This window comes from Acinetobacter sp. SwsAc2 (assembly GCF_013391465.1).
Lineage (GTDB): Bacteria > Pseudomonadota > Gammaproteobacteria > Pseudomonadales > Moraxellaceae > Acinetobacter > Acinetobacter johnsonii.
Window position 1 is genome coordinate 1 of the sequence record NZ_JACBEZ010000085.1, and the last position, 958, is coordinate 958.

Consider the following 958-nt stretch of genomic DNA (forward strand, 5'->3'; position numbering starts at 1 on the left):
TAGACAAAATGACACCAAATGAGTTTTACTATGATCAGCTACCCCAACAAAACAAGGTGGCTTAACTAGAGCGGAATATCACTTATAAATACGCTTTTAGTTGTTCAAACAAGTGGGACCACCTCTCATCTCGCTAGATTGTTTTTTCATTCATATAACGCCAGTAGCGTTTAGGAACATATTGCACATGTAGTTTGATATTTGTTCTTGCCTTGATGTTGATACTTTTAAAATAATCTTTCCATAACTGGTCATACAACAGCTCATCATCATCTAATTCAACATTAAAGGACTGACTGTGTCCGACTTTGTGTGCATGATCAATTTGATCCACATCCATCTTCACCTGATGGACGGCTGTCAAATCAAAATAAATCCCAAAATTTCTTTTCTCATCATAAATCAACCATCTTTGATCTTCATATCGGTTTCTAAAATGCCGTTCTATCAACGGTAAAACATTAAAATCTGGCTGTACCAGACTTAAAAACAATCCATCCTTACATTTTTTAAAGCGAACAAAAGCTTCCATACGATGCTTTTCCCTGCCCACTTGTTTGGCCCAGTGCGAAACAGCCAATACATCCGTATGCGCATAGTTACGATCTACCGCATGTGTATTTTTAAATACATAGATACAGAAATTAAAAAGATGTTGATGTGCCTGTTCCTGCTCAGACAGAAAGCAATAATAAAAAGATCGTAGACTTTCAGCCGTAATTTTTTGCTTTAACCCTCGCCAAACTCGCTCTGCGTGTTCGTCATTTGAAGCAACCTCAATACACTCATCAAACAAGCTGGCTTGGGAATTGTTAGATGCAAGCTTGACGTCAAAATCTTTAAACTGAAAGCTTCTATATACACAACTCAGTAGTCCAGTCATGGTTCGATCAAAACGATATATCGACATACTAAAAACCGAAGCCCAGTTGAGGCGAAAGCTGTTTTTGATATTTGG

The 958-nt window shown here is 37.6% G+C and carries 1 protein-coding gene; it reads right to left on the reverse strand.

Annotated elements, in window-relative coordinates:
• Window positions 1-133: 133 nt before the first annotated feature.
• The gene (locus HYI04_RS16770; RefSeq protein WP_029575007.1) at window positions 134-910 is read right to left on the reverse strand and encodes a TIGR03915 family putative DNA repair protein; all 777 of its coding nucleotides are present in this window, start codon (window positions 908-910) and stop codon (window positions 134-136) included.
• Window positions 911-958 lie beyond the last annotated feature (48 nt).